The sequence below is a fragment of the Streptomyces qinglanensis genome (assembly GCF_900111245.1).
Classification (GTDB): domain Bacteria; phylum Actinomycetota; class Actinomycetes; order Streptomycetales; family Streptomycetaceae; genus Streptomyces; species Streptomyces qinglanensis.
The window spans coordinates 434,405-459,548 of record NZ_FOGO01000001.1; the positions used below are offsets into that span (position 1 = coordinate 434,405).

Below are 25,144 nucleotides of genomic sequence, written 5' to 3' on the forward strand. Positions count from 1 at the left end.
GGCCCCGCCACCAGACCGCCCTCGTAAACTCGGCGCAATGGACACCACCCTCCAGGACCCGTCGCCTGCCTACGGACGAGGAGACCCGTTGGTCGGACAGGTGCTCGACGGCCGGTACCGCGTCGACGCGCGGGTAGCCATCGGCGGCATGGCGACCGTCTACCGCGCGGTGGACACCCGCCTGGACCGCGTGCTGGCCCTGAAGGTGATGCACACCTCCCTCTCCGCGGACGAGACGTTCGTGACCCGCTTCATCAGGGAGGCCAAGTCCGCGGCCCGGCTGGCGCACGCCAACGTGGTCGGGGTCTTCGACCAGGGCACCGACGGCACCTACGTCTATCTGGCGATGGAGTACGTGGAGGGCTGCACGCTCCGCGACGTGCTGCGGGACCGCGGCGCCCTGCGCCCCCGCGCGGCACTCGACGTCCTGGAGCCGGTCCTGGCGGCGCTGGGCGCGGCGCACCGGGCCGGTCTCGTGCACCGGGACGTGAAGCCGGAGAACGTGCTGATAGGGGACGACGGCCGGGTGAAGGTCGCCGACTTCGGCCTGGTGCGGGCGGTGGACAGCCAGACCTCCGCGACGACGGACTCGATCCTGGGCACGGTCTCCTATCTGGCGCCCGAGCAGATCGAGGACGGTACGGCCACGCCGCGCACGGACCTGTACGCGTGCGGCGTGATGCTCTACGAGATGCTCACCGGCAGCAAGCCGCACTCCGGCGGCTCGCCTGCGCAGGTGCTCTACCAGCACCTGAACAAGGACATGCCGGCTCCTTCGGCCACGGTGCCGGGGATGGCGGCGGCTCTGGACGGCCTGGTGGCGCTGGCGACGGCGCGCACGCCCGAGCAGCGCCCCGAGGACGCGGTCGCCCTGCTGGCGCGGGCCCGCACGGTCCGCGCGGAGCTCGCCGACGAGGAGCTGGACGCGGTCCCGCCGCAGGCCACGCAAGGCGGCACCGGCCCGGCCGAGGACGCGGCGCGGCGCTCGGGGGTCTCGGGGATCTCCGGAGACATCGCCGCGGCGGCGGCGCACGCCACCGCCGGAACCGAGGCCGACACGTATGTGATCCCCCGCCCCGCGGGGGGTTCCGCCGCCGGTCCGGCCCCGGACGCGGATCTCAACCGCACAGCGCTGCTGTCGCCGCCGCCGGCCGACCCGCCGGGCGGCTCCGACGCGGGTTCCGGAGGACGGCGGCGGAGGGTGCAGCCGCGCTGGGTACTGGTGACCCTGGCCCTGCTGCTGGTGGCGCTGGTCGGCACGGGCATCTGGTACGTCAACTCCGGGCAGTTCGTGCGGACCCCCGCGGTGCTGGACGAGACCCGCGCCGAGGCGACCAAGACGCTCTCGGAGGCGGGACTGGACGTGCAGGTGAAGGAGGACTTCAGCGAGCGGGTCGAGCGCGGCCATGTCATCGGCACCGACCCGGAGCCTGGTGAGCGGGTCCGCAAGACCGGTACGGTCACGCTGACCGTCTCGCGCGGCCCGCACGTGGTGAAGGTGCCCGATCTCAAGGACACCCCGCTGTCGGACGCCCGCCGCAAGCTCAAGGACGCCGGGCTGGAGCCCGGGACGGTCGAGCGGCGGTTCGACGAGAAGACCGCGCGGGGCTCCGTGCTCGCCACCGACCCCGAGGCGGGCAGCAAGCGCAGGCCGGGTGCCGCGGTGGCCCTCACGGTCTCCAAGGGTGCGCCGGTGGAGGTGCCCGATGTGGTCGGCGACAAGCGGAGCGACGCGGCCGAGAAGCTGGAGGACGCGGGCCTGAAGGTCCGGATCGCCACCGAGCGCGTCCACTCCGAGCACGACAAGGGCAGCATCGCCCGCCAGTCGCCGACCGACGGCGCGCGGGCCGCCGAGGGCGACACGGTGACGCTGACGGTCTCCAAGGGCCCGGACCTGATCGAGGTGCCGGACGTGGAGGGCAGCAGCGAGGACGAGGCCACCGAGAAGCTGGAGGGCGCGGGCTTCGAGGTGACGGTGCGCCGCATCTTCTTCGGGGACACCGTCTTCAACCAGTCCCCCGACGGCGGCAAGAAGGCGCCCCGCGGGTCGTCGATCACCATCTGGCTGCGCTGAGCCCGCGCCGGGCGCGGCCCGGGCCCGTGCCAGGGCTGTCGCGGCTCCCGCGTGCTGCCGTCGGTCCCTGTCGGGGCCTTCGCGGAGTCCTCGGGGCCTCGCGGCTCCTCCTCCGGCCCCGGCAGTTCTTCTCCGCGACCGGCTCGGGTCTTCACAGCCTCGGGGGCTCCGCGGACGGCCCCCGGTCCGCCGGGAGTCCGGCAGCCGGCCCGGCACCCGGCGGCTCCGCGCAGGGCCGCACCCGGGGGCTGCCCCGGCAGCTCTCCGGGTGACCGACCCGCCACACCCCGGCGCATTATGTCCGACTTGGCGCGCATATCCCGTCACGGGGTGTACCAGGGGACTTGAGGGCGTGTGACCCCACCCATAGGACGCACGTCACCTACGAACACGTCTAGTGGAGAGAAATCCGCGACGTGACCTGGAATGCGACTCCGGAATACCCGCCCGCCGGCCACCCCCCGCCACGAATCCGGATAGTACGTCACACCTTTGATTCCGCAGAACGGGCCCTTTAACAATTGCGGTCGTCGCACGGCGCCGAATCAGCACTCGGCGCGTCTCCCCGGCTCTCCGCCACTGCGACGACGCCAGCGATGAAAGGTTCCGCACTTCCTCATGCCCAGCATCTCCAGCCTCAGTCTCAGCCCCAAGGCCAAGAAGATCTCGACCATAGGAATCGGCACAGCGGGTGCCGCGGCCCTGGCCCTCACGGTCCTCCCCGGCACCGCGCACCACGGCGACGCCGGCCAGGCCACGGCGAAGAAGGTCCAGGCCGACAGCGTCGCCTTCAGCTCCGACTCCTCGGTGCTGCCCGCCCAGGGCAAGGACCTCACCGCCCAGCAGCACTCGATGGCCCCGGCGCCCGCCGAGACCCAGCAGGTGGCGAGCGTGAAGAACGCCGCCAGCACCGCCAAGAGCTTCACCAGCACCGACGAGGCGGCCGCCGCGATCAAGGCCGATGCCGAGAAGCGTGCCGCCAAGGCCGCGGCCGAGAAGAAGGCCGAGGCAGCGGCGGCCAAGGAGCGCGCCGCCAAGGCCGCGGCCGACCGCTCCAAGCGCGCCGCCGCGCCCAGCTACCCGGACAACCTGGACGGCTGGATCCGCGAGGCCCGCGCCATCATGGCCAAGCACGGCATCCCCGGCTCCTACGAGGGCATCAAGCGCAACATCATCCGCGAGTCCGCCGGTGACCCCCGCGCCATCAACAACTGGGACATCAACGCCCAGAACGGCGTGCCCTCCAAGGGCCTGCTCCAGGTGATCAAGCCCACCTTCGACACCTACCACGTCGAGGGCACCGCCTGGGACCAGTACGACCCGGTCGCGAACATCGTCGCCGCCTGCAACTACGCGGCCGACCGGTACGGTTCGATGGACAACGTCAACTCGGCATACTGAGTGGCGTGACCACGAACGAGACGCACCACCTGCGCAATCCCATTGGCGGCCATGTCCCCGTAGCCGGGGGCCTGGCCGCCACTGGCCTTTCCTACGCCGCCGACATCGAAGCCGAGACGCTTCAGGTTTTCGTCACGAATCCGCGCGGCTGGGCGACGCCCACGGGAAATGCGGAACAGGACGACGCATTCCGCACCGCCTGCGCAGCGCGTGGACTTCCGGTTTATGTCCACGCTCCCTATCTCATCAATTTCGGCTCGCACAACGAGGACACCGCGGCCAAGTCCGTCCACTCGCTGCGGCATTCGCTGCGGCGCGGGCGCGACATCGGCGCGCTGGGCGTCGTCGTCCACACCGGCTCCGCCACCGGAGGACGCGCCCGGGCGACCGCGCTCGCCCAGGCGCGTGCGCTGATGATGCCGCTGCTGGAGGAGCTGACCCACGAGGACGACCCGTGGCTGCTGCTGGAGCCGACAGCCGGGCAGGGCGCGTCCCTCTGCTCCCGGGTACACGAACTCGGCCCGTACTTCGAGGCGCTGGAGCACCACCCCAAGCTCGGCGTCTGCCTGGACACCTGCCATGCCTTCGCCGCCGGGGACGACCTGGCCGCCCCCGGCGGGGTGGAAGGCGCACTCCGCGAACTGGAGTCGGTCACCGGCCCCGGACGGCTGCGGCTGATCCACGCCAACGACTCCCAGGACGTGGCGGGCGCGTGCAAGGACCGGCACGCGAACATCGGTGCCGGCCACATCGGGACCGGCCCGTTCGCCGAGCTGCTGGCCCATCCGCTGACCGCGGGCGTGCCGCTGGTGATCGAGACACCGGGCGGCAAGGCGGGACACGCGGGGGACGTGGCGCTGCTGAAGAAGCTCAGAGAGGCGTGACCCGGCTGCCGGGACGGCCTCCCGGGCTCCTCCCGGAGCAGGGCGCGCCCGGAACGGGGCCCTGAGTCCTCCGGCGGCGCGCCCGGCCCCGGCCCGGAACCCGGGACCGCGGCGCCGGCGGCCCGGGGGCCACCCGGCTCAGAGCTCGGGGCCGTCCCCCGGCTCCTCCTGGTACGAGTAACGCTGCTCCCGCCAGGGGTCCCCGATGTTGTGGTAGCCGCGCTCCTCCCAGAAGCCGCGGCGGTCCGCCGTCATGTACTCGATGCCGCGGACCCACTTGGGGCCCTTCCAGGCGTACAGGTGGGGCACGACGAGCCGGACCGGGAAGCCGTGCTCGGCCGTCAGCAGCTCACCGGCGCGGTGCGTCGCGAAGATTGTCTTCGCGGAGGTGAAGTCCGACAGCCGTACATTGGCGCTGAAGCCGTACTCCGCCCAGACCATCACATGCGTGGCGTCGGGCGCGGGCGGGGCCAGCTCGAGGATGCTGCGCGCGAGCACCCCGCCCCACTCGGCGCCCAGCATGCTGAACTTCGCGACGCAGTGCAGATCGGCGACGACGGTGCGGTACGGGAGCGCGGAGAACTGCTCGTGGTCCCAGCAGTGCTTCTCGCCGTCCGCCGTGGCCCCGAAGACCCGGAACTCCCAGCGCTCCCGCCGGAACTTCGGTACCGGGCCGTAGTGCGTCACCGGCCATCCGCGCTGGAGCCGCTGCCCGGGCGGAAGCTCCGGTTGCTCCCCTTCGCGGCTTTGCGGCTGACCCATGCCCCCATGGTGACAGACCCCGGGCCATGGTCTCGACCAACCCCCTGGCGGGTGGCCCGCCGCTCGTCGTCGCAGCTCACCTCCGCAAATACGGGCACATCCGGTAAGCCTTCACTTACTGGACCCGGCCGGTGGGCGGTGACAGGATGCGCGATTGCGCGCCACGCGCGTTCTGCCCGGTACCCGCGCCATGCCCCTGGAAGGAGCCCGCCACCATGCAGGGCGACCCCGAGGTCATCGAGTTCCTCAACGAGCAGCTCACCGCCGAGCTCACCGCCATCAACCAGTACTTCCTGCACGCGAAGATGCAGGAGCACCTCGGCTGGACGAAACTCGCCGAGTACACCCGCTCCGAGTCCTTCGACGAGATGCGGCACGCGGAGCGGCTCACCGACCGCATCCTGTTCCTGGAGGGCCTGCCGAACTACCAGCGGCTCTTCCATGTGCGGGTCGGCCAGACCGTGACGGAGATGTTCCGGGCGGACCGGCAGGTCGAGGTGGAGGCGATCGACCGGCTCAAGCGCGGCATCGACCTGATGCGGAACAAGGGCGACATCACCTCGGCCAACATCTTCGAGGACATCCTCGCGGACGAGGAGCACCACATCGACTACCTGGACACCCAGCTCGACCTGATCGAGAAGCTGGGCGAGCCGCTGTACCTCGCTCAGCAGATCGAGCAGAAGGCCGCGGACGAGACCTGAGAAGACCGGAGCGGACACCCGGCCGACGGGGCCGGGCGGCGGCGACCTGCCGGGCGAGCTGCGGCGTGCGTGTGGGCGTCCCCGTTCAGGCCGCGTGCGCCGCGGCCGCCGGTTCCGGGACGGCGATCCCGGCCGGTTCCGCGGCGCCCGTCGGCGCCGCGCGGGTGACGAGGGGCGCCTCGCCGCGGTCCGGCGCGGCCCTGCGGGGGCACGCGCCGCGCCCCAGGATGCCCTGGATGCGGCGCACGCAGGAGCCGCAGTCCGTACCCGCCTTGCTGGCGGAAGCGATCTGGCGCGGGGTGCACGCCCCCGCTGCCGCGTGCTGTTGCACCTGCTCTTCGGTGATACCGAAGCACGAGCAGACGTACACGCGGGTCACCTCCGCCTCGGATCGGTCAAGCACTGCTGAGGTTAACCTAACCTTACCCGTCCGGGTGTGTCCACATACACCGCTGGGGCCCGCGTCACACTGGACGCGGGCCCCAGCGGTGGGGCGCGGAGCGGCTCACCCGCTACCGCGCAGCTCACTGGTCGCGGTACATCTCCGCGACCAGGAAGGCCAGGTCGAGGGACTGGCTGCGGTTGAGCCGCGGGTCGCAGGCCGTCTCGTAGCGCTGGTGCAGGTCGTCGACGAAGATCTCGTCGCCGCCGCCCACGCACTCGGTGACGTCGTCGCCGGTCAGCTCCATGTGGATGCCACCCGGGTGGGTGCCCAGGCCCTTGTGGACCTCGAAGAAGCCCTTCACCTCGTCCAGCACGTCGTCGAAGCGGCGCGTCTTGTGGCCGCTGGCCGCCTCGAAGGTGTTGCCGTGCATCGGATCGCAGACCCAGGCGACCGTGGCGCCGGAGGCGGTCACCTTCTCCACCAGCTCGGGCAGCCGGTCGCGGATCTTGTCGGCCCCCATCCGGGTGATGAAGGTGAGCCGGCCCGGCTCGCGGTCCGGGTCCAGCCGCTCGATGAGCGCGAGTGCTTCCTCGGAGGTCGTCGTCGGCCCGAGCTTCACCCCGACCGGGTTGCGCACCCGGGAGGCGAACTCGATGTGGGCGCCGTCGAGCTGCCGGGTGCGCTCCCCGATCCAGACCATGTGCCCGGACACGTCGTAGAGATCGCCGCTGCGCGAGTCGACCCGGGTGAGGGCCGACTCGTAGTCGAGCAGCAGCGCCTCGTGCGAGGAGTAGAACTCGACCGTCTTCAGCTCTTCGGGGTCCGTGCCGCAGGCGTGCATGAACTTCATCGCCTGGTCGATCTCGCGGGCCAGGGCCTCGTAGCGCTGCCCGGACGGGCTGGACTTGACGAAGTCCTGGTTCCAGGCGTGCACCTGGCGCAGATCGGCGTAGCCGCCGGTGGTGAAGGCGCGGACCAGGTTCAGCGTGGCGGACGAGGCGTGGTACATCCGCTTCAGCCGCTCCGGGTCCGGCCTGCGCGCCTCCGCGGTGAACTCGAAGCCGTTGACCGAGTCGCCCCGGTAGGTGGGCAGCGTCACCCCGTCCCGGGTCTCGGTCGGCTTGGAGCGGGGCTTGCTGTACTGGCCGGCGATCCGGCCGACCTTGACGACCGGCACCGAGCCCGCGTACGTGAGCACCGCGCCCATCTGCAGCAGCGTCTTGAGCTTGTTGCGGATGTGCTCGGCGCTGACCTGGTCGAACGCCTCGGCGCAGTCGCCGCCCTGGAGCAGGAACGCCTCACCGCGCGCGACCGAGCCCAGCCGCTCCCGCAACTGGTCGCACTCGCCCGCGAAGACGAGCGGCGGATAGGACTCGAGCTCGGCCAGAACCGTACGCAGCGCCTCGTGGTCCGGCCAGTCGGGCTGCTGTGCTGCAGGGAGGTCTCGCCAGGTCTGGGCACCGGCGTCGGAGTGGGCGTTCACAGTCACGGACCCAAGGTTACGGGGTTTCGCACGCACTCCGTCCGGCTGCCCGCCATCCGAGACCGCGATCACAGCTCCGGCGAGACCGCGGTCACAGGCAGGTGCTGCCGCCCGTTGCCGGTGCCGTCCCGGGGAGCCCCGCGGAGGCCCCGCGCCGCGGCCGGGTCCGCTAGGGTGTCCGGCATGCACGCGCTGTCGACCATGAACTGGTGGTGGCCCGCCCGCACGGCGGCCCGCCACGACGCGCGTATGCACTGAGAGCTCAGCCACGTGCCAGGCCGCCCGAGGGGCGGCCTTTCGCATGTCCGCGGCCGTTCCTCCGTACTCGCGAAGGGACTCCGCATGCAAGCCGCCGCTGCACCCGCACCCGCCTCCCCACCCGCCGCCGCTTCACCCGCCGCCCTCGTCGCACGGCTGACCCGGGACGACGCGCCGCCGTTCGCGCTGCTGCGCAGGCGCGCCCCCGGCCGGGACGCCGACCTCGTCGAGGTGCTCATCGGGAGTGTGCAGCACCCGGCGCGGCTGGCCGACCTGCCGGTGCCCCCGGCGGATCGCGCCGGCGCGCTGGCGCTCGTGCCCTTCCGGCAGATCCGCGAGCGGGGGTTCGACGTCCGCGACGACGGCACCCCGCTGTCCGTGCTGCTGCCCGAGGAGCGCCACGAGCTGCCCCGGGCCGACACCCTCGCCGCGCTGCCCGACCACCGCGTACGGGTCGAGCAGGGCGCCTTCGACGTGGCGGACGACGCCTACGAGGAGATCGTCCGCCGGGTCGTCGCCGACGAGATCGGCGCCGGTGAGGGCGCCAATTTCGTGATCCGCCGGGACTACGAGGCACACGTCCCCGGCTTCTCCCGCGCCGACGCGCTCGCCCTCTTCGGCCGGCTGCTCCGCGGCGAGCAGGGCGCCTACTGGACCTTCGTCGTGCACACCGGCGACCGGGTGCTGGTGGGCGCCAGCCCGGAGGTGCATGTGCGGATGAGCGGCGGGACCGTCGTGATGAACCCCATCAGCGGCACCTACCGCTATCCGGAGCAGGGCCCGGACGCGGCGGGGCTGCTGGACTTCCTGGCCGACCGCAAGGAGAGCGAGGAGCTCTCCATGGTCGTCGACGAGGAGCTGAAGATGATGTGCACCGTCGGCGACGAGGGAGGCGTCGTCGTCGGACCGCGGCTGCGGGAGATGGCCCATCTCGCGCACACCGAGTACGAGCTGCGCGGCCGCAGCACACTGGACGTGCGCGAGGTGCTGCGCGAGACGATGTTCGCCGCCACGGTGACCGGCTCCCCGGTGGAGAACGCCTGCCGGGTCGTCGGACGGTACGAGAGGGGCGGGCGCGGCTACTACGCGGGGGCACTCGCCCTGCTCGGCCACGACGAGGGCGGCGCCCAGACGCTGGACTCCCCCATCCTCATCCGCACCGCGGACATCGACCCCCGCTCCGGACGGCTCCGGGTGCCGGTGGGCGCCACGCTCGTGCGCGCCTCCGACCCGGCCGGCGAAGTGGCGGAGACGCACGCCAAGGCCGCGGGAGTGCTCACCGCACTGGGCGTGCGCGGGGCACCGGCCGGTGCGCCCGGCGGCCCGCGCCCGCAGCTCGCGGACGACCCCCGGGTGCAGGCCGCGCTGGCGGAGCGGCGCTCCGGGCTCGCACCCTTCTGGCTGCGGATGCGGGTGGGGCCGCACGCGCGGAGCGGGGCGGCGCCGGTGCTGGTCGTCGACGGCGAGGACACCTTCACCGCGATGCTGGCGCACCTGCTGGGCGCGACCGGACACCGGGTGCGGGTGCACCGCTACGACGAGCCGGGGCTGCACCGGGCGGCGCTGCGGCACGAGGGACCCGTCGTACTGGGACCGGGCCCCGGCGATCCGCGCGACGCGACGGACCCGAAGATGCGGCTGCTGCGCGCGCTGGCCGCCGATCTGGTGCGCGCCCGGCGGCAGACGCTGCTGGGCGTCTGCCTCGGGCACGAGCTGCTCGCCGCCGAGCTGGGCCTGGACCTGGTCCGCAAGCAGCGCCCGCACCAGGGCGCACAAGAGGTGATCGATCTGTTCGGGCGGCGGGAGACGGTCGGCTTCTACAACTCCTACACCGCCCGCTGCGACGAGGAGGCCGCCGCCGAGCTGGCGCTGCACGGCGTCGAGCTGAGCCGTGATCCGCTCAGCGGCGAGGTCCACGCGCTGCGCGGGCCCGGCTTCGCCGGGGTGCAGTTCCACCCGGAATCGGTGCTGACGCTGGACGGCGCGGCGGTGGCGGCGCGGCTGCTGGCCGCGTCCGACGCGGAGCGCGCTGCGGCACGGACCGCGGCACGGACCGCGGACTGACCGCCGGGCCTGCCGGGGCCGGGGAAGGGGGCTCCTTCCCCGGCCCGAGCCGCTCCGGACCGCGCCCGGCCGCCGGGCGCGGAGCACCGCCCGCCGCCGTCAGCCGAAGAAGACGCCCGCCTCCTCGTAGAGCGCCGGGTCGACCGTCTTCAGCTTCTCGGTCGCCTGCGCGAGCGGGACGCGGACGATGTCGGTGCCGCGCAGCGCGACCATGCTGCCCCACTCCTCGTCGCGTACCGCGTCGATGGCGTGCAGGCCGAAGCGGGTGGCCAGCCAGCGGTCGTACGGCGTGGGGGTGCCGCCCCGCTGGATGTGCCCGAGCACCGTGGTGCGGGCCTCCTTGCCGGTGCGGGACTCGATCTCCTTGGCCAGCCACTCGCCCACGCCCGAGAGCCGCACATGCCCGAAGGAGTCCGTCGACCCGTCCTTGAGGACCATCTCGCCTCCCTGGGGCATCGCGCCCTCCGCCACGACGACGATCGGCGCGTAGCTGGCCTTGAAGCGGGAGGTGACCCACCCGCAGACCTGCGCGGTGTCGAAGCGCTGCTCGGGAATGAGGATGCAGTTGGCGCCGCCCGCCAGTCCCGAGTGCAGCGCGATCCAGCCCGCGTGCCGCCCCATGACCTCCACCACCAGCACCCGCATATGGGACTCGGCGGTGGTGTGCAGCCGGTCGATGGCCTCGGTGGCGACCGTGACGGCGGTGTTGAAGCCGAAGGTGTAGTCGGTGGCGGACAGATCGTTGTCGATCGTCTTGGGTACGCCGACGCAGCGGATGCCGTGCTCGCCGGTCAACCGGGCCGCCACGCCCAGGGTGTCCTCGCCGCCGATCGCGATCAGCGCGTCGACCTCGTACTTGGCGAGGTTCTCCCGGATGCGCCGGACGCCGTCCTCCTCCTTGAAGGGGTTGGTGCGCGAGGAGCCGAGGATGGTGCCGCCGCGCGGCAGCATGCCGCGCACCGCCGGGATGTCCAGCCGGACCGTCTCCCCCTCCAGCGGTCCGCGCCAGCCGTCGCGGAACCCGGTGAAGTCGTAGCCGTACTCCTGGACTCCCTTACGGACCACGGCCCGCATGACCGCATTGAGACCGGGGCAGTCGCCGCCGCCGGTCAGCACTCCGACCCGCATGGGATCTCCCTTCTCCGCGTGGACGCACCTGGACGCGCGCCGTGAGAACGGCGCAACGCCCGTCACGCTAGCGGTGATCCACGTCACACGGGATGCGGCGTGCGGGGGGTTTTCGTTGGGAGATGCGGGATTTGAGCCCCAGGCCATCACTCGTACGAAGGACAGACGTCCGCGGACTCCCGCGTCAGCCGCACGGCGGTGCGCGCCACCGGGCGCGCGCACCCCTTCGCGGGGGGCCGCGGGGGCCGCGGCACCGCAGCGCCACGGCCGCGCACCCCTGCCTCCGGACCAGGGCGGCGCCTCAGTCGTCCAGACCGCGCTCGATCGCGTACCGCACGAGCTCCACCCGGTTGTGCAACTGCAGTTTGCCCAGGGTGTTCTGGACATGGTTCTGCACGGTGCGGTGCGAGATGACGAGCCGCTCGGCGATCTGCTTGTAGCCCAGTCCCTTGGCGACCAGCCGCAGCACCTCCGTCTCCCGGTCGGTCAGCTTCGGCACGTCCGGGCCCTGCTCGGCGGCCGGGGCCGGGTCGGCGGCCAGCCTGCGGTACTCGCCCAGCACCAGTCCGGCGAGCCCCGGGGTGAAGACCGGATCGCCCAGCGCCGTGCGGCGCACCGCGTCCAGCAGCTCCTGCGGGCCGGCGGATTTGACCAGATAGCCCGTGGCGCCGGACTTGACGGCCTCCAGCACGTCGGAGTGCTCGCCGCTGGCCGACAGCACGAGCACCCGCGGTGCGGCCCCGGGGCCGACCAGTTCGCGGCAGACCTCCACTCCGGGCTTGTCCGGCAGGTTCAGGTCCAGTACCAGGACGTCGGGCGCGGCGGCGCGGGCCCTGCGGACCGCCTGCTCGCCGTCGCCCGCCGTGGCGACGACCTCGAACCCGGCCTCGGCCAGGTCCCGGGCGACGGCCTCGCGCCACATCGGGTGGTCGTCGACGACCATCACCTTGACGGGTGCCGCGCCGCCGTCCGGCCCGGTCCACCGCTCCTCAGTTGCCATCCTTGGGAACCCTCATCTCCACTTCCGTCCCCTGCCCGGGCACCGACACCAGCTCGGCGGTGCCGCCCAGCTCCCGCAGCCTTCCCCGGATGGACAGCTCGACGCCCATCCGCCCCTCGGCCTCGGCGGCCGCCAGCCGTCCCGCGGGGATGCCGGGACCGTCGTCCCGCACGGACACGATCACCGCATCCGGCTCGTCCTCCAGCAGGATCCAGGCGTGCGCCCCGTCCCCGGCGTGCTGGTCCACGTTGTCCAGCGCGGCGGCGACGGCAGCCGCCAGCTCCGCGGCCGTGCGGCCGGGCAGCAGCACCGGCGCACCGGGCTCGGCGAACGTGACCCGGGCCCCCGCGTACGAGGAGAGCAGCGCGCGTACGTCGCACGGTGCGGTCCGGGCAGCGGTCCCCGAGCCGCCCCCGGCATCCGGGCCCCGGCCGGCAGCGCCCCGCGGGCCGGGCACGGCACCGGGCTCCGGGGCGGAGGCACGTCCCGGTTCGGGCACGACCCCGCTGGAGACCAGGGCGCGGAGTGCGACCTCCTGCTCGCCCGCCATCCGGCCGAGTTCCGCCGCCTCCCCGCCCAGGGCCGTGCCCCTGCGCTGCACCATGGCCAGCACCTGCAGGACGCTGTCGTGGATGTCCCGGGCCAGCCGCTCCCGCTCGCGGGTCGCCGCCTCTATCCGGAGCGCCCGCGCCAGGGTGCGCTCGCTGGCGCGGGCCACCTCGATGACGTAGCCGATGGCGACGCTCGCCACGCAGACGAGCAGCACGTTGTGGAAGGTGGAGCGGGTGATCATGCCGCGTTCGACGACGTTGGCGGCTCCGACCAGCACCGAGGCGCCCGCGGCCCAGCGCCAGCCGCCCTTGAGCGCGAAGGCGAGGACGGGACCCGCAACCCAGATGGACGGCAGGGTCGGGCCCACCTGGTGGTGTCCGTCCACCACGGGCGTCAGGAGGATCCCGGCGAGACCCAGCACGATGTCCGTGACCAGGAACGGCAGCGTGCAGCGGTCGGCCGAGCCGAGCTTGCGCAGGGTGGCGAACGTCCAGCCGCCGAGCAGCAGCAGGAAGAGCACGCCCGGGAGCGGCGTGCTGTACTCCGGGTAGCTCCAGGCGAAGACACCGGCGGCGTAGAGCACGGCAAGGATCCGGTAGCCCGTCAACGCCCGCCACAGCGGCTGCTCGACGGACATCGTGCGCACCGCCACGCCCGCCCCCTCTCTCCGCGGCGGAACAGCTCCGCCGCGGTCGCTCCGCACTCCCCGCCCCGACCGGGACAGGGCCCCGCCCGGAACGCGCCGGACTCACGAGCCCCCGGCGACCTCGACCGCGACGCGCCGGGCTCTCGGGTCCCGCCACGCGGCCCGGCCCCGTCCGGACGGCCGGCCCCTGGTCCGTCCGGTCGGCCGGTTCCCGGTCCGTCCGACGGTCGGGCCCCGGTCCGTCCGAGCGGGAAGGCCCTAGGCCGCCCGGCCGCCCCCGGCCCGGTCCTGACCGGCCTGCCCCTGCTCCGGCCGCTCCTTGCGCGCGGCCTCGGCGGCCTTCTCCGCCTTCTCCGCCTTCTCCGCCTTGGCCGCCTCGGCCAGTTGGCGCTTGGCCGCCGTGGCGTAGATGTCCACGTACTCCTGCCCGGAGAGCTTCAGGATCGCGTACATCACCTCGTCGGTGACCGCGCGCTGGATGAACCGGTCGTTGTCCATGCCCTGGTACCGGCTGAAGTCCAGCGGCTCACCGATCCGGATGCCGGGGCGCATCAGCTTGGGTACGACCTTGCCGGGCGGCTGGATCTTCTCCGTGTCGATCATCGCCACCGGGAGCACCGGCGCACCCGAGCGCAGCGCGACCCGCGCCAGACCGCCGGGCTTGCCGCGGTAGAGGCGGCCGTCGGGCGAGCGGGTGCCCTCGGGGTAGATCCCGAACAGCTCGCCGCGCTCCAGCACCTCCAGCCCGCTGCGGATCGCCGCCTCGCCCGCCCCGCGGACGCCGGAGCGGTCCACCGGGAGCTGGCCGACGCCCTTGAAGAACGCCGCCGTCAGCTTGCCCTTGACCCCGGGTGAGGTGAAGTACTCGGCCTTCGCGATGAAGGTGACCTTCCGGTCCAGGACGGCGGGCAGGAAGAAGGAGTCGGAGAAGGAGAGGTGGTTGCTCGCCAGGATGGCGGGCCCCTCGGCGGGCACGTTCTCCAGGCCCTCCACCCAGGGCCGGAACGCGAGCTTCAGCGAGCTGCCGACCGACAGCTTCATCGCGCTGTAGAACAACCTCGACCTCCTTGGTGGGACCGCACCGACCCTATCCCGCCCCGGTGCTCCGGGAACCCGGCCGCCCGTACCGGGCCGCGGGGGGGGGAGGGGGGAGCCGGGCTTACCCGGTGAGGCACCGCCTGGCAGCACTCCGCCGCCCCAGCAGGACTCCGGCCAGCAGGACTCCGCCCGGCCCGGCCGCCGCGCGGGGACGGGCTGCCGCCGCGGGCGCTGCAGCCGGGACCGGGACCGGCCGCTGTACTCCTGCGGGCCCCCTGGACACTGCCGGAGTACCCGGCGACGAATTAGGGTGGCAGCACTCCTTGCCGAGTTCCGACAGCTGAGCCTCTGGAGGCCCACCGTGCCGCCCATCCTCCCCGGAGCCGAGCCCTTCCGCCACGACGGTTCGTCGACCGGCGTGCTGCTCTGCCACGGCTTCACCGGGTCCCCGCAGTCGCTGCGCCCCTGGGCCGAGGACCTGGCCGGGCACGGCCTGACCGTCTCCCTGCCCCTGCTCCCCGGCCACGGCACCCGCTGGGAGGAGCTGGCGATGACGGGCTGGGAGGACTGGTACGCGACCGTGGACCGGGAGCTGCGGCTGCTGCGCGACCGGTGCGACCGGGTCTTCGTCTGCGGCCTGTCGATGGGGGGTTCGCTGGCGCTGCGGCTGGCCGCCCGGCACGGAGCGGCGGTGCAGGGGATCGTCCTGGTCAACCCGGCCTCGACGTTCCCGCGGATGCAGGGGTACGCGCTGTCCGTGGGCCGCTTCCTGATCCGCTCGGCGCCGGGCATCGCGGACGACATCGCCAAGGGCGGCCGGCACGAGGTGGGCTACGACCGGGTGCCCACCCGGGCCGCGTACGCGATGCGCGACCTGGTCCGCGTCGTCCGGAACGACCTGCCGAAGGTGACGCAGCCGCTCCTGCTGCTGCACAGCAGGACGGACCATGTGGTGCCGCCCACCGACTCCGCGCTCGTCCTGAGCCGGGTCTCCTCCACCGACGTGACCGAGACCGTGCTGGAGCACAGCTTCCACGTCGCCACCCTCGACCACGACGCCGAGCAGATCTTCGCCGACAGCCGCGGCTTCATCGACCGGCTCACCGCCGCCGAGGACGCGCCGCTCAGCACGGCACGGAGCGCCCGTGACAGCGCGTGACCCGGACGAGGAGGAGCCGCACGAGTCCCGGGGCGGGTCCGGGTCGCGCGGCGGGTCGTCCCTGCCCCCCGAGGAGGAGGCGGCCTGGGCCGCGATCGTCGCCGCGTACGGCGAGGAACCCGCGGCGGACACGGCGGACGGCGCGTCCGGGAACCGCGGCCCGGACGGAGACCGGGAGGAGGACCGGGACGGCGCCGGGGAGCCGGACGGCGACATGCTCGCCAAGCCCCGGCCCGCTCCCGACGCGGAACCCCCGGCGCGCAGCTTCACCGTCTACGCGGCCGGAACCGGGCCGCGCGACTGGCAGCCCGCCCCGCCGGAGGACGGCACAGGGGACGAGGACGGCGAGGGGCACTTCGAGCCGCCGGAGCCGCCGCCGCTGCCCGAGACGGACACCACCACCAAGTTCGCCTGGGTCGCCGCGCTGGGCGGACCGCTGCTGCTGATCGGCGCCGTGCTGCTGCAGGCCGATCTGACGTGGTGGATCGTCACGCTGGGGGTGGGCGGCTTCCTGGGCGGGTTCGCCACCCTGGTGACCCGGCTGCGGGACGGCCGGGACGACGATCCGGACGACCCGGGCCGCGGCGCGGTGGTCTGACCGGGGCCCGGCTCACCCCGCGGGGACGCGCAGGGCCGCCAGCACCGGGAGGTGGTCGGTGGCGGCGGCCAGATCGCCCTCCGCCACCCCCGGCAGCCCGCGGGGCACGCCCGCGCCCAGCACCTCGACCCGCTCCCCCGCGAAGACGGCGTCGATGCGCTGCCGCGGCGCGGCGGCAGGCGAGGTGTGCTCCGCGCTCCAGGGCGCCGCGTCCCAGGCGTCCCGCAGCCCCGCACCGAGCAGCGCGAACGTCGGGCCGCCCGCTCGCTCGTTGACGTCCCCGGCGGCCACCACGGCCGGGCCCAGCGCGGCGGTCCGCTCCAGCAGCGCGCGGGCCTGCTCCCGCCGTTCGCGGGCCTGCAGACTCAGGTGGAAGCTGACCACGCCCAGCCGCGCTGCGGGGCCCAACCGCAGCCGGGCGAGGGCGAACCCGCGCCGGTGCAGCCCGGGCGTACGCGGCAGCAGCACGTCCTCGGTGTGCTCCACATGGGCCCGCAGCGAGGCGAGGACCAGCGGTCCGGCAGCCGTCGCACCGCCGGTCACATAGGTGAGGCCGGTGCGGCGGGCCAGCCAGGCCGCGCGCTTGCGCCAGCGGAAGAAGCGCGGCGCCTCCTGCACGCACACGACGTCCGGGGCGCAGGCCCGGACGACCCGGACGAGCGCCTCCGGATCGTCGCGCAAGGAGCGGATGTTGTAGCTGAGCAGGCGGACGACGGCCGCGCCGTCGGGCTCCGTGCGGGAGTGCGGCAGTTCCGCGGCCCGCACGGGCCGCGCCCCGGTGGTGTGCCCCGTCATCGGCGCGGCCCCCGGTCCGGTCAGCCCTGGCGGGCGAGGTCCGCGACGCCCACCAGGCCCGCCTTGTTGCCCAGTTGGGCGGCGAGCACATCGGCGTGCGGGCGCCAGCGGCTGCCGACGAGCCAGCGCCGGTAGGACTTGCGGATCGGGTCGAGGACCAGTTCGCCCTCGTCGGAGACGCCGCCGCCGACGATGAAGGCGCCCGGGTCGAAGAGGGAGGCGAGGTCGGCGAGCCCGGCGCCCACCCAGCGGGCGAGCTCGCGGAAGGAGTCGATGGCGACCGGGTCGCCCTGCCGGGCCGCCTGGCTCACGTGCTTGCCCTGGATGCCCTCGGTGGTGCCGTCGCCCAGCCCCAGCAGGATCTCGGCGTTGTCCGGGGTCGCGGTGGCGCGCTGCCGGGCATAGCGCAGCAGCGCGCGCCCGGAGGCGTACTGCTCCCAGCAGCCCTGGTTGCCGCAGCCGCACAGCAGTCCGTCGGGGACCATCCGGATGTGGCCGAACTCGGCGGCCACTCCGTACCGTCCGCGGTGCAGTTTGCCGCCGATGATGGTGCCGCCGCCCAGGCCGGTGCCGATCGTGATGCAGACGACGTCCTCGTGGCCGGTGCCGACGCCGAACTTGTACTCGCCCCAGGCCGCGGCGTTGGCGTCGTTCTCGATCACGACGGGCAGGTCGATGCGCTGCTCGACCTTGTCCTTGAGCGGCTCGTGACGCCAGCTCAGGTTGGGGGTGAACAGCACGGTGGCGCGCTTGTCGTCCACGTACCCGGGGGCGCCGATCCCGACGGCCTCCACCTGGTGCTGGGCGCTGGCCTGGCGGACGGCGTCCGCGATGGCGTCGATCACGGCCTCGGGGGTGTCGGGTGTGGGCACCTTGCTGGTCTCGAGGATCGTGCCTTTCTCGTCCACAACGCCAGCCGCGATCTTGGTGCCGCCGATGTCGACCCCGATTGTGAGTCCCATGTGTCCCTCGGTCATCCGATGTGATCCCCGCCGCAGCCAACCGTACCGGAGCACACCGGCCCACCGGGCACGGTCCGGCACGTCCCGGGCGGCTGCCGGGGCGCAGGTCGCCTGCCGAATCCGGGCACCCTGCCGGGTCCGGTCAGCTACCGGAGGGCGCCGACGGCCGCCGGAGCCGGTCGGCCGCCGGGATGCCCTCGCCGAGGCCGGGGCCGCGCCGGTCGTGACCGCTCAGGCGGTATCGCGCGCCCCCGGACCCCCGGCGTCGGAGTCCGGGCCCGGATTCGGGTCCGGCTTCGGGTCCGGCTTCGGGTCCGGGTCCGGGTCCGGCTCGACGACGACCTCCTCGACGACCCGGGCGTCGCGGTCGGCGGCGCAGGTGAGGTCGGCGGCCTCCTCGACGTCGATCCGGTCGCCCGCGGGGGCCGGGCCGGCCGCGTTCGCGTCCCGCGGCTCGCTCCAACGGCGCTCGGACTCCTGGACCAGGGAGCGGTAGGCGGCGAGCAGCTCCCCGCCGGCCGCCGCGAGGTGGTCGAAGAGCTGCGGATTGCGCTCGACGACCGGTTCGAAGGTCGCCTTGGCCTGCTTGAACAACTGCTGTGCGACACCCTGCGCGGCAGCCGCTCCCACCGTGCCCGCCAGGGGCTTGCCGAACTCGGCGACCTTCTCGGTGACCGCGTCCGCCAGCTTGCGCAGTTCCTCGGCCGCGCTGGTGGGCGGCGGGCCGTACCGGGCGCGGCGGCGCGCCTTCTCGGCGGTCAGGTCCTCCTCGCACGCGGTGGCCCAGGCGTCGGGGTCCGGGGCGTCGGGGCGCTCGGCTTCATCGCTCATGGCGGGCTCCTACGGGCGGCGGGTGGCGGACGGTGCGCGGAGTTGCGCGGCGGAGGCTGACGCGGGCCCGCGCACCTCCCGACGTTACCCGAACGGCGGCGCGGGGCGCGGGCGTCCGGCCGCGGAGGCGAACCGCCGGACGCATCGGCTCCTCCCGTGCCGATCAGCGCGCGCCGATCAGCCCGCGCAGACGCGGCCGCTCAGTCCGCGCGTCCCGCCGGCCGGGAGCCGGCCTGCTCGGGCCACAGCTCCGGGTCGGGTGCGAAGCGGACCCCCAGCACCCCGCCCTTGAGGCCGGCGCCGGAGACGCGGCAGCGGCGCAGCGCCGAGGGGAGCGGCAGCACCCGGCGGTAGGGGCCGACGCCGACGGTCAACTCGTCCCCGCGGCGTACCAGTTCCAGCTCGTCCCGGTCGGCGCCCGGCAGCGGCAGGTGCCACACCAGCCGGCCGTCCCCGGCCAGCCGGTCCTCCAGCCAGCCGTAGGCCACGTCGGTGCCGGGCCCGCTCTCGGCCCCGGCGGGCGGGTGCAGCCCGGGGCCGCTCTCCCGGTCGGCCGCCACGGCGGTGCGGGCTGCGGCGGCCAGTGCCCCCAGATCCTCGGGGCCGCGCGGATCGCGGCCCAGGTGCGGCAGCTCGCACAGCGGGACGGCCTCGGCCGCGCACTTCTCGCGCAGCGCGGCCAGCGCGGTCTGCTGCTGCCCGGCCAGCGCCGCCAGCCAGGGGTCGGCGGAGCCCGCGGGCAGCAGCCGGTTGGCGACGACGGACTCCAGCGCGAGCCCGTGCAGCCGCAGTCCGGCCCCGGCCGTGCGCAGGGCCTCGGCGGCGAGCGGTCCGGGCTCGGTGACCAGCCGGACGACGGTCGCCGGGGACTCCATGACCCGCTGGACCGCGGCCAGCTCCTGCGACCAGCGCGTGGCGGTCTCGTACAGCCACTGCGCGGGCATCGGGGCACCGGCGAGCTGGGCCAGCACGGGGCGCAGGGCGCGGGCCGTCTGCCGCTCGGCGGGGACGAGGCGGCGCAGATAGCGGCGTAGCTGGGCGGGCAGCGCGAGCAGGTTGATCCCCTGCGGGGAGGGCGGCATGTCGGCGACGACGATGTCCCAGCCGGCGTCCCAGCCGGCGTCCCAGTCGTCGCCGTCCCGGCCCCCGTGCCCGTCGCGGTCCGCCGTCCCGTCGGCGCTTCCCGCGTCCTGGCCGTGTGCCAGGTGCAGGGCACGCAGCAGCGCGAACGTCTCCGCACCGGGGAGTTCGGTCAGCTCGTCCTCGTCCAGCGGTACGGCGCCCAGCAGGTCGAGCACGGTCTTGCCGCGCTCCTGGAGGGTGACGGCCCGGCTGCGGAACTCCGCGCCGGAGTCGATGCGCAGCAGCCACAGCCCCGGCACCGCGGCGACGGGTTCCGGCCGGCCCGCCGCGGACGCGTCCGGCGGGGGAACCGGTGCGGCGGCCGCCGCACCGTCGGGTGCCGCGCCGAGCAGCGCGGCCAGGTGGCGCGCCGGCTCCGCGCTCAGCAGCAGGGTGCGGTGCCCCTGGGCCGCGGCCGCGCACGCGGTGGCCGCCGCCACCGTGCTGCGCCCGGCCCCGCCCGCGCCGGTGACCAGGACGGTCTGCGGGCCGGTGGGCCCGGAGCCGGGGGCCGCGCCGGTCAGTTGCCGGCCTCGGACGCCTCGGCGCCGCCCGCCTCGACGCGCTTCTTCAGCCCGTCGAGCGCGCGGTCGATGATGACCTTCTCCGCCTTGCGCTTGATCATGCCGAGCATGGGGATCTTGACGTCGACGGTGAGCTGGTAGGTGACCTCGGTGCGCGCGCCGCCGCCGACCGGAGTGAGCCGGTAGAGGCCGTCCAGGGAGCGCAGCATCTGGGACCTGACCAGGGACCAGCGCACCTCGTGCGGCTCGGCGCCGCCGATCCACTCGTAGGCAAGGGTGTGCTCGTCCTTGATGGCTCCGGCGTCCAGCAGCAGGCGCACCTGTTCGGCGTGGCCGTGCTCGTCCCGGCCGAGGACCTCGGCCTCCTTCACCTCGCCGGCCCACTCCGGGTAGCGGGGGAAGTCGGAGATCACGCTCATCACGGCCTCGGGCGCCGCGTCGACGGTGATGCTCGAGCTGGTGTGTTCCGCCATCGCCATGGCCCTCCGATATACCGTGTCCGATTGATCCACCGCGCGATACCCGCCGCGCGTGGACGGGACCGTGCGGGATGCCCGCCGGGGTGCGGGGACGCGTCTGCCGTCGAAGGCTACCCCGCGCCCTTTCGGCGTCGCGCCGCACGGGTCACCACTCCAGCACCCAGGGGGTCCCGGTGGCGTTGAAGTGGCCGACGTTGACGCATTCGGTGGCGCCGATCCGCATCCGCCGGACCAGCGGCTGATGGACGTGGCCGAAAAGGTGGTAGCGCGGCCGCACCTCGTGCAGCGCCTCCAGCAGGTGCGTGCTGCCCCGCTCGAAGCGGCGCGCGACGGTGTCGTAGCACAGCTCGGGCACTTCGGGCGGGATGTGGGTGCACAGCACGTCGACCTCGCCCAGCGCGGCGACCTTCGCCGCGTAGGTCTCCTCGTCGATCTCGTAGGGCGTGCGCATCGGGGTGCGCAGACCGCCGCCGACGAAGCCGAACCGCCACCCCCCGATGTCCGCCGTCTCACCGTCGAGGACCCGGACGCCCTCGGGCGCGTACTCCGGCCACAGCGGCGGCACGTCGACGTTGCCGTAGGTGGCGTACGTGGGCGTGGGGAAGGCGGCGAACAGTTCGGCGTACTGCTTGCGCACCGCCCGCTCCGTCGCCGCCTCACGGTCGATCCCGGCCCACAGGTCCCGGGCGAAGGCGCGGGCCTCGGTGAAGCGCCGGGCCGTGCGCAGGGCGACGATGCGGTCCGCGTTCTCGACGCCGAACAGGTCGGGGAAGATGCCGCGCGAGTGGTCGGCATAGTCCAGGTAGAGCACGAGGTCTCCCAGGCAGACCAGCGCGTCCGCGCCCTCGCCCGCCTTCCCGAGGTCGGCGCTGTTGCCGTGTACGTCGCTGACCACGTGGACTCGCATGCGCCCACCCTAGGTCTCCCCGCGCGCACCCGGGAGAGGGAGCCGCTCTCGGGCAGCGGGCGCGGGCCGCCGCTCCCGTGCGCCGGAGTGGCCGAAAAGTGCGGTAAGCCCCGCTGTTCCCGCTCTCTCCCCCTCGCGACTTCCGTGTCCGTGAACACCTCGACTAGGCTGCTATCAGCCATCTCCACCTGTGACGCACAAAACATCTGCGCGCCACCCTCTACCCCCACCCCCATACCGATGGGTAACGTCCGGGCCGTCATTCTTCCGGGATCGTCCGCCGACCCTGGACCGAGCCAACGGAGGCCGGCCCCCGCGGCCCCCTTTTTGGCGCGCCGACGAGGAGCAGCAGTCTTGCGCGAGTACAGCCTTCCGGCCCTCTACGAAGTCCCCGCAGAGGGAAACCTGACGGACCTCATCCGCCGGAACGCGGCTCAGCACCCGGATCTCCCCGTCATCGGGCGCAAGCGCGACGGCCGCTGGGAGGACCTGACCGCCGCCGCGTTCCTCGCCGAGGTGCGGCAGGCCGCCAAGGGCCTGATAGCGGCGGGCGTGGAACCCGGCGACCGGGTGGGCCTGATGTCCCGCACCCGCTACGAGTGGACGCTGCTGGACTTCGCCGTCTGGAGCGCGGGCGGCGTCACCGTCCCCGTCTACGAGACCAGCTCTCCCGAGCAGATCTCCTGGATCCTGGGCGACTCCGGCGCCGTCGCCTGCCTGGTGGAGACCGACGCGCACACCGCTGCCGTGGACTCCGTGCGCGACCGGCTGCCCGCGCTGCGGGACGTGTGGCAGATCGAGCCCGCGGACACCGGGGAGAGCGCCGAGGCGCACACCGCCGTCGCCCGGCTCGCCGCGCTCGGCGCCGGGATCAGCGACGAGCAGGTCGAGGAGCGCAGCTCCGCCGCCGACGCCGACTCCCCCGCCACCATCGTCTACACCTCCGGCACCACCGGCCGCCCCAAGGGCTGCGTGCTCACCCACCGCAGCTTCTTCGCGGAGTGCGGGAACGTCGTCGAGCGGCTGCGCCCGATGTTCCGGCCCGGCGAGGGATCGGTGCTGCTGTTCCTGCCGGTCGCCCACGTCTTCGGACGGCTGGTGCAGGTGGCGGCCGTGATGGCGCCGATCAAGCTGGGGCACGCCTCCGACCTGCGGAACCTCACCGACGAGCTGGGTTCCTTCCGCCCGACGATGGTGCTGGGCGTCCCCCGCGTCTTCGAGAAGGTCTTCAACTCCGCGCGGGCGCAGGCCGTCGCCGGCGGCAAGGGCAGGATCTTCGACCGCGCCGCCGCAGTCGCCGGCGCCTACAGCCGCGCCCTGGACGACCCGGCCGGGCCCTCCCTCAAGCTGCGGATCCAGCACAAGGTCTTCGACAAGCTGGTCTACAGCAAGCTGCGGGCCGTGCTGGGCGGGCGGGCCACCCATGCCATATCCGGCGGCGCCCCGCTGGGCGCGCGGCTGGGCCACTTCTTCCGCGGCGTCGGCTTCACCGTGCTGGAGGGCTACGGACTGACCGAGTCCTGCGCCGCGACCGCCTTCAACCCCTACGACCGGCCCCAGATCGGCACCGTGGGGCAGCCGCTGCCGGGCTCCGTGGTGCGGATCGCCGACGACGGCGAGGTGCTGCTGCACGGCGAGCACCTGTTCACCGGCTACTGGAACAACCAGCAGGCGAGCGACGAGGCTCTGGCCGACGGCTGGTTCCACACCGGCGACCTGGGCACTCTGGACGCCGACGGCTATCTGACCATCACCGGGCGCAAGAAGGAGATCCTGGTCACCGCGGGCGGCAAGAACGTCGCCCCGGCCGTGATCGAGGACCGCATCCGGGCGCACGCGCTCGTCGCCGAGTGCATGGTGGTCGGCGACGGCCGCCCCTTCGTCGGCGCGCTGCTGACCGTGGACGAGGAGTTCCTGCCGCGCTGGGCCGCCGAGCACGGCAAGGAGCAGCTCGCCCACGAGGAGCTGCTGGCCGACCCGGAGCTGCTCGCCGAGCTCCAGACCGCCGTGGACGAGGGCAACAAGGCCGTCTCCAAGGCCGAGTCGGTCCGCAAGTTCCGGGTGCTGCGGGAGCAGTTCACCGAGGACTCCGGCCATGTCACCCCCTCCCTGAAGCTCAAGCGGGGCGTGGTCGCCAAGGACTTCGCCGACGAGATCGAGGCGCTCTACACGGCGTAGGCGCGCACCGCGCGGGTCCCGTGCCGCACCCGGGCTCGGGGGCGCGAGCCGCCCGGTGGCAGGTCACAGCAGTTCGCGCAGCCGTTCGGCCAACAGGTCCCAGCGCCAGCGCTCCTCCACCCACTGGCGGCCCCGGGTGCCCATCCGGGTGCGCAGCGCGGGGTCACGGAGGAGTTCGACCAGGCGGTCCGCGGTCTGCGCGGGGCTGCCACCGGGGACGACGTGGCCGGTCTCGCCGTCCAGCACGGCGTCCGGCGCGCCGCCGGAGTCCCCGGCGACGACGGGCAGTCCGGTCGCGGACGCCTCCAGGTAGACGATGCCGAGCCCCTCCACGTCCAGCCCGCCGCGCCGGGTGCGGCACGGCATCGCGAACACGTCGCCCGCGCCGTAGTGCGCGGGCAGCTCCTCCCAGGCGACCGGGCCGGTGAAGCGCACGGCGTCGGTGAGTCCCCGGGAGGCGGCCAGCCGCTCCAGATCGGTGCGGTGGGGGCCGCCGCCGACGATCAGCAGCACCGCGTCGGGTACGGCCTCCAGCACCCGGGGCATGGCCTCGACGAGGGTGTCCTGCCCCTTGCGGCGCACCAGGCGCGAGACACACACGACCACCGGCCGGTCGGTCAGGCCCAGCCGGGCCCGGACCGCGTCGCCGCCCGAACCGGGGTGGAAGGTCTTCTCGTCGACGCCGGGCGGCAGTTGCACCATCCGTGCCGCGGCCGCGGGGGAGAGCGCGGCGGCGATCCGGCGGCGGGTGTAGTCGCCGAGGTAGGTGAGGGTGTCGGTGCCGTCGCCGATCCTGCGCAGCAGACCGCGTGCCACGGGGAGCTGCGCCCAGCCCGCCTCGTGGCCGTGCGTGGTGGCCACGAGGCGCTCGGCTCCCGCCTTGCGCAGCGCGGGCGCCATCAGTCCGAGGGGTGCGGCGGCCCCGAACCACACCGCGCGGCAGCCGTGCTCCGCGAGCAGCGAGCAGGCACGCTTGGTCACCCGCGGAGTGGGCAGCAGCATCGTCGTACGGTCGCGGACCACTGTGAAAGGCTGCTCGGCGTCGAACGCCGCGGTGGCCTCCGCGCCCTCGCGGCCCCGCTTCCAGGTCGAGGCGTAGACAACGACCTGGGACGGGTCCAGGCGCAGCGCCATGCTGTGCAGGAACGCCTGGATGCCGCCGGGGCGCGGCGGGAAGTCGTTGGTGACGATCAGGGTCTTGGACATCGCC

The 25,144-nt window shown here is 73.8% G+C and carries 22 protein-coding genes; 8 read left to right on the top strand and 14 right to left on the bottom strand.

Annotated features, from left to right (window positions below):
• Window positions 1-37: 37 nt before the first annotated feature.
• From pknB to BMX65_RS01910, 3 genes are all read left to right on the top strand, one after another.
• Entirely contained in the window at window positions 38-2,074 is a 2,037-nt protein-coding gene (pknB, locus tag BMX65_RS01900; RefSeq protein ID WP_074998320.1) for a Stk1 family PASTA domain-containing Ser/Thr kinase, read from the top strand.
• Between the two features lie 618 nt (window positions 2,075-2,692).
• Window positions 2,693-3,475 carry a transglycosylase SLT domain-containing protein gene (locus tag BMX65_RS01905; protein ID WP_074998321.1) on the top strand — a complete coding sequence of 261 codons (783 nt, stop codon included), beginning with the start codon at window positions 2,693-2,695 and terminating at the stop codon, window positions 3,473-3,475.
• Between the two features lie 5 nt (window positions 3,476-3,480).
• The gene (locus tag BMX65_RS01910) at window positions 3,481-4,359 is read left to right on the top strand and encodes a deoxyribonuclease IV (RefSeq protein WP_074998322.1); all 879 of its coding nucleotides are present in this window, start codon (window positions 3,481-3,483) and stop codon (window positions 4,357-4,359) included.
• A 138-nt stretch (window positions 4,360-4,497) separates the two neighbouring features.
• On the opposite strand, the gene BMX65_RS01915 is transcribed toward BMX65_RS01910, so the two are convergent.
• Window positions 4,498-5,121 carry a sulfite oxidase-like oxidoreductase gene (locus BMX65_RS01915; RefSeq protein WP_074998323.1) on the bottom strand — a complete coding sequence of 208 codons (624 nt, stop codon included), beginning with the start codon at window positions 5,119-5,121 and terminating at the stop codon, window positions 4,498-4,500.
• Between the two features lie 215 nt (window positions 5,122-5,336).
• Here BMX65_RS01915 and bfr point away from each other — a divergent pair, with 215 nt between their 5' ends.
• Window positions 5,337-5,825: a bacterioferritin gene (gene bfr / locus BMX65_RS01920; protein WP_074998324.1), complete on the top strand. Its 489-nt coding sequence runs from the start codon at window positions 5,337-5,339 to the stop codon at window positions 5,823-5,825.
• Between the two features lie 85 nt (window positions 5,826-5,910).
• Here bfr and BMX65_RS01925 read toward each other — a convergent pair whose 3' ends face one another.
• Both BMX65_RS01925 and BMX65_RS01930 read right to left on the bottom strand, forming a co-directional pair.
• Window positions 5,911-6,195 (bottom strand): (2Fe-2S)-binding protein, encoded by a 285-nt coding sequence (locus BMX65_RS01925; protein ID WP_074998325.1) that lies wholly within the window; start codon window positions 6,193-6,195, stop codon window positions 5,911-5,913.
• Window positions 6,196-6,349: 154 nt separating this feature from the next.
• Entirely contained in the window at window positions 6,350-7,699 is a 1,350-nt protein-coding gene (locus tag BMX65_RS01930) for a class II 3-deoxy-7-phosphoheptulonate synthase (protein WP_074998326.1), read from the bottom strand.
• A 336-nt stretch (window positions 7,700-8,035) separates the two neighbouring features.
• Between BMX65_RS01930 and BMX65_RS01935 the strand changes: the two genes are divergently transcribed.
• The gene (locus tag BMX65_RS01935) at window positions 8,036-10,015 is read left to right on the top strand and encodes an anthranilate synthase family protein (protein ID WP_177214171.1); all 1,980 of its coding nucleotides are present in this window, start codon (window positions 8,036-8,038) and stop codon (window positions 10,013-10,015) included.
• Between the two features lie 99 nt (window positions 10,016-10,114).
• Here BMX65_RS01935 and BMX65_RS01940 read toward each other — a convergent pair whose 3' ends face one another.
• The 4 genes from BMX65_RS01940 to BMX65_RS01955 all read right to left on the bottom strand — a co-directional run bounded on the left by BMX65_RS01940 (window position 10,115) and on the right by BMX65_RS01955 (window position 14,397).
• Complete coding sequence (locus tag BMX65_RS01940) at window positions 10,115-11,143, bottom strand: 6-phosphofructokinase (protein ID WP_074998327.1); 1,029 nt, start codon at window positions 11,141-11,143, stop codon at window positions 10,115-10,117.
• Window positions 11,144-11,444: 301 nt separating this feature from the next.
• Window positions 11,445-12,143 carry a response regulator gene (locus BMX65_RS01945; protein WP_074998328.1) on the bottom strand — a complete coding sequence of 233 codons (699 nt, stop codon included), beginning with the start codon at window positions 12,141-12,143 and terminating at the stop codon, window positions 11,445-11,447.
• Window positions 12,133-13,332, bottom strand: coding sequence for a MacS family sensor histidine kinase (gene macS / locus BMX65_RS01950; RefSeq protein WP_074998755.1), 1,200 nt, complete (start codon window positions 13,330-13,332; stop codon window positions 12,133-12,135). Before macS ends, BMX65_RS01945 begins: the two co-directional genes overlap by 11 nt.
• A gap of 267 nt (window positions 13,333-13,599) precedes the next feature.
• Window positions 13,600-14,397, bottom strand: coding sequence for a lysophospholipid acyltransferase family protein (locus BMX65_RS01955; protein ID WP_074998329.1), 798 nt, complete (start codon window positions 14,395-14,397; stop codon window positions 13,600-13,602).
• A gap of 343 nt (window positions 14,398-14,740) precedes the next feature.
• Here BMX65_RS01955 and BMX65_RS01960 point away from each other — a divergent pair, with 343 nt between their 5' ends.
• Together BMX65_RS01960 and BMX65_RS01965 are read left to right on the top strand one after the other, a co-directional pair.
• On the top strand, window positions 14,741-15,538 hold the full coding sequence (locus tag BMX65_RS01960) for an alpha/beta hydrolase (RefSeq protein ID WP_074998330.1): 798 nt from the start codon (window positions 14,741-14,743) through the stop codon (window positions 15,536-15,538).
• Window positions 15,525-16,136 (top strand): hypothetical protein, encoded by a 612-nt coding sequence (locus BMX65_RS01965; RefSeq protein WP_074998331.1) that lies wholly within the window; start codon window positions 15,525-15,527, stop codon window positions 16,134-16,136. The genes BMX65_RS01960 and BMX65_RS01965 overlap by 14 nt, the downstream gene beginning before the upstream one ends.
• Before the next feature lie 12 nt (window positions 16,137-16,148).
• On the opposite strand, the gene BMX65_RS01970 is transcribed toward BMX65_RS01965, so the two are convergent.
• The 6 genes from BMX65_RS01970 to BMX65_RS01995 form a co-directional block, all read right to left on the bottom strand.
• Complete coding sequence (locus tag BMX65_RS01970; RefSeq protein ID WP_074998332.1) at window positions 16,149-16,931, bottom strand: endonuclease/exonuclease/phosphatase family protein; 783 nt, start codon at window positions 16,929-16,931, stop codon at window positions 16,149-16,151.
• 20 nt (window positions 16,932-16,951) lie between these two features.
• A complete protein-coding gene (locus tag BMX65_RS01975) occupies window positions 16,952-17,893 on the bottom strand; it encodes an ROK family glucokinase (RefSeq protein ID WP_074998756.1) in 942 nt (313 codons plus the stop codon).
• 231 nt (window positions 17,894-18,124) lie between these two features.
• Complete coding sequence (locus BMX65_RS01980) at window positions 18,125-18,724, bottom strand: DUF5304 family protein (protein ID WP_239501782.1); 600 nt, start codon at window positions 18,722-18,724, stop codon at window positions 18,125-18,127.
• 200 nt (window positions 18,725-18,924) lie between these two features.
• On the bottom strand, window positions 18,925-20,322 hold the full coding sequence (locus BMX65_RS01985; protein ID WP_074998757.1) for an ArsA family ATPase: 1,398 nt from the start codon (window positions 20,320-20,322) through the stop codon (window positions 18,925-18,927).
• 44 nt (window positions 20,323-20,366) lie between these two features.
• Complete coding sequence (locus BMX65_RS01990; RefSeq protein ID WP_074998758.1) at window positions 20,367-20,843, bottom strand: SRPBCC family protein; 477 nt, start codon at window positions 20,841-20,843, stop codon at window positions 20,367-20,369.
• 151 nt (window positions 20,844-20,994) lie between these two features.
• Window positions 20,995-21,756, bottom strand: coding sequence for a metallophosphoesterase family protein (locus tag BMX65_RS01995; protein ID WP_074998333.1), 762 nt, complete (start codon window positions 21,754-21,756; stop codon window positions 20,995-20,997).
• 354 nt (window positions 21,757-22,110) lie between these two features.
• Here BMX65_RS01995 and BMX65_RS02000 point away from each other — a divergent pair, with 354 nt between their 5' ends.
• Window positions 22,111-23,934, top strand: coding sequence for an AMP-dependent synthetase/ligase (locus BMX65_RS02000; protein ID WP_074998334.1), 1,824 nt, complete (start codon window positions 22,111-22,113; stop codon window positions 23,932-23,934).
• A 63-nt stretch (window positions 23,935-23,997) separates the two neighbouring features.
• Here BMX65_RS02000 and BMX65_RS02005 read toward each other — a convergent pair whose 3' ends face one another.
• Window positions 23,998-25,140: a glycosyltransferase family 4 protein gene (locus BMX65_RS02005; RefSeq protein ID WP_074998335.1), complete on the bottom strand. Its 1,143-nt coding sequence runs from the start codon at window positions 25,138-25,140 to the stop codon at window positions 23,998-24,000.
• Between the last annotated feature and the right edge of the window lie 4 nt (window positions 25,141-25,144).

Excerpts from the sequence above, each read along its gene's own strand:
- BMX65_RS01935 (WP_177214171.1), top strand. The coding sequence starts at position 8,036 with ATGCAAGCCGCCGCTGCACCCGCACCCGCCTCCCCACCCGCCGCCGCT.
- pknB (WP_074998320.1), top strand. The coding sequence starts at position 38 with ATGGACACCACCCTCCAGGACCCGTCGCCTGCCTACGGACGAGGAGAC.
- BMX65_RS01905 (WP_074998321.1), top strand. The coding sequence starts at position 2,693 with ATGCCCAGCATCTCCAGCCTCAGTCTCAGCCCCAAGGCCAAGAAGATC.
- BMX65_RS01945 (WP_074998328.1), bottom strand. The coding sequence starts at position 12,143 with ATGGCAACTGAGGAGCGGTGGACCGGGCCGGACGGCGGCGCGGCACCC.
- BMX65_RS01990 (WP_074998758.1), bottom strand. The coding sequence starts at position 20,843 with ATGGCGGAACACACCAGCTCGAGCATCACCGTCGACGCGGCGCCCGAG.
- BMX65_RS01970 (WP_074998332.1), bottom strand. The coding sequence starts at position 16,931 with ATGACGGGGCACACCACCGGGGCGCGGCCCGTGCGGGCCGCGGAACTG.
- bfr (WP_074998324.1), top strand. The coding sequence starts at position 5,337 with ATGCAGGGCGACCCCGAGGTCATCGAGTTCCTCAACGAGCAGCTCACC.
- BMX65_RS01975 (WP_074998756.1), bottom strand. The coding sequence starts at position 17,893 with ATGGGACTCACAATCGGGGTCGACATCGGCGGCACCAAGATCGCGGCT.
- BMX65_RS01940 (WP_074998327.1), bottom strand. The coding sequence starts at position 11,143 with ATGCGGGTCGGAGTGCTGACCGGCGGCGGCGACTGCCCCGGTCTCAAT.
- BMX65_RS02005 (WP_074998335.1), bottom strand. The coding sequence starts at position 25,140 with ATGTCCAAGACCCTGATCGTCACCAACGACTTCCCGCCGCGCCCCGGC.
- macS (WP_074998755.1), bottom strand. The coding sequence starts at position 13,332 with ATGTCCGTCGAGCAGCCGCTGTGGCGGGCGTTGACGGGCTACCGGATC.
- BMX65_RS01995 (WP_074998333.1), bottom strand. The coding sequence starts at position 21,756 with ATGCGAGTCCACGTGGTCAGCGACGTACACGGCAACAGCGCCGACCTC.
- BMX65_RS01915 (WP_074998323.1), bottom strand. The coding sequence starts at position 5,121 with ATGGGTCAGCCGCAAAGCCGCGAAGGGGAGCAACCGGAGCTTCCGCCC.
- BMX65_RS01980 (WP_239501782.1), bottom strand. The coding sequence starts at position 18,724 with ATGAGCGATGAAGCCGAGCGCCCCGACGCCCCGGACCCCGACGCCTGG.